The 1275-nt window shown below is 52.6% G+C and carries 2 protein-coding genes; one reads left to right on the top strand and one right to left on the bottom strand.

Features of this window, described 5'->3' with window-relative positions:
• Positions 1-581: 581 nt before the first annotated feature.
• On the bottom strand, positions 582-965 hold the full coding sequence (locus P5683_RS24905) for a hypothetical protein (protein ID WP_008053270.1): 384 nt from the start codon (positions 963-965) through the stop codon (positions 582-584).
• A 31-nt stretch (positions 966-996) separates the two neighbouring features.
• Here P5683_RS24905 and P5683_RS24900 point away from each other — a divergent pair, with 31 nt between their 5' ends.
• The gene (locus P5683_RS24900) at positions 997-1167 is read left to right on the top strand and encodes a hypothetical protein (RefSeq protein WP_157234464.1); all 171 of its coding nucleotides are present in this window, start codon (positions 997-999) and stop codon (positions 1165-1167) included.
• Positions 1168-1275: the final 108 nt, after the last annotated feature.

Here is a 1275-nt window from a genome sequence, read left to right as displayed (position 1 = left end):
GGTTCAAGCCAGACATTCGGTTTCCCTAATCTCCTGGATGGTTGGCAGTGGTCGCGTCTAGTAGTATGTTCTACATCACGCCTTCCGTTCCCCGCTTCAATCCTGGGTTTGTGATTCCCAAAACTGGGGGTGGCTACCGCCTTTACTCTTTCCCATAATCGCCCCAAGTGGATTTTACTCCTCCTAAGTTCACCTGGACGGTAAATTTGGCGATTTCTTAAAATGGGATTGACCTTGAGTTTCCTGCCTTGCTCGTTTTAAGCCCGAGTGTCGGAACATATAGACAGTTAAGGGGTAAACTGGGTTGATTCAGTCTATCTCCCTCTAGGAGGTTATTTCAGGCATTGCAGCCTTATTTCACTCCTAAACGTCTCGCACTTTATCCATCACTACAACGCATCATTACCTCTTTAGCACTACCCACCCCGGAGCGGCTCCCCCACCAGTTGCTTTCACTGAACACTAGTAAGCCACTGCCGCCTAGGACCGAGCGGTATTTGGAGCCCGCGCCCGCGATCACCTTTCCTGAACACTAGTAACTTTCGTTTTGGCGCGCGGCGATTACGAGAGGAGCGCCACCACTAAACTTCACTGAACACTAGTAAGCCACTGCGCCCAATAACCTGGCATCCCCATAAGTCAACCCCTCTTGTGCGAAGCACCCAGTAACTAGGCATCCCAACCAAGGCACGCCAAGGACTATCCGCGCCGGCGATCGCACGAGAATCTAAAAAACAGAAAACCTTGCCTCCCCACAAATCAACCGCCTCTAAAAACCAGCCAACCGCACCTCCCCACAAGTTAGCCCAAACCAGCCAACTGTCCGCGCCGGCGATCGCCCTACCTCTCAACTCACCCCGACTAAGGAGCATTCCAAAACCCGCCACCCGAAAAGCGATCGCCTCAAGCTCCCCCCATTGGCGGCGGCGGAACCCACCCACCCACGGTATTAAGGGCTTGGTCACAAAGTTAAATTCGTTCCGCTACGCTCCACTCATGGATTTTACCGCTGCGCCCTTAATCCCTCCCCCAGCGCCGCCAAACCCCCCGCCACCCGAAAAGCGATCGCCCTACCTCCCTACCAGATTAGAAAAACAGTCAACCGTCCGGAAAAGCGATCGCCTAACCTCCCCGGTAATCTCTAAACTGCAAATACTTTCACTTTAGGAAAATCTCCCCGGTGTCTCTAAACTGGTTATGGTCGAAAGAGAAGTCACCTTCCCCAACTCCAATTCCAAACCGTGCTTGATACTTTCACATCACACGGCTCCTGAT

The organism is Limnospira sp. PMC 1279.21 (assembly GCF_032349615.1).
Lineage (GTDB): Bacteria > Cyanobacteriota > Cyanobacteriia > Cyanobacteriales > Microcoleaceae > Limnospira > Limnospira fusiformis.
Note: the sequence above shows the minus strand (reverse complement) of the source record. Positions and strands in the feature narration are given on the sequence as shown.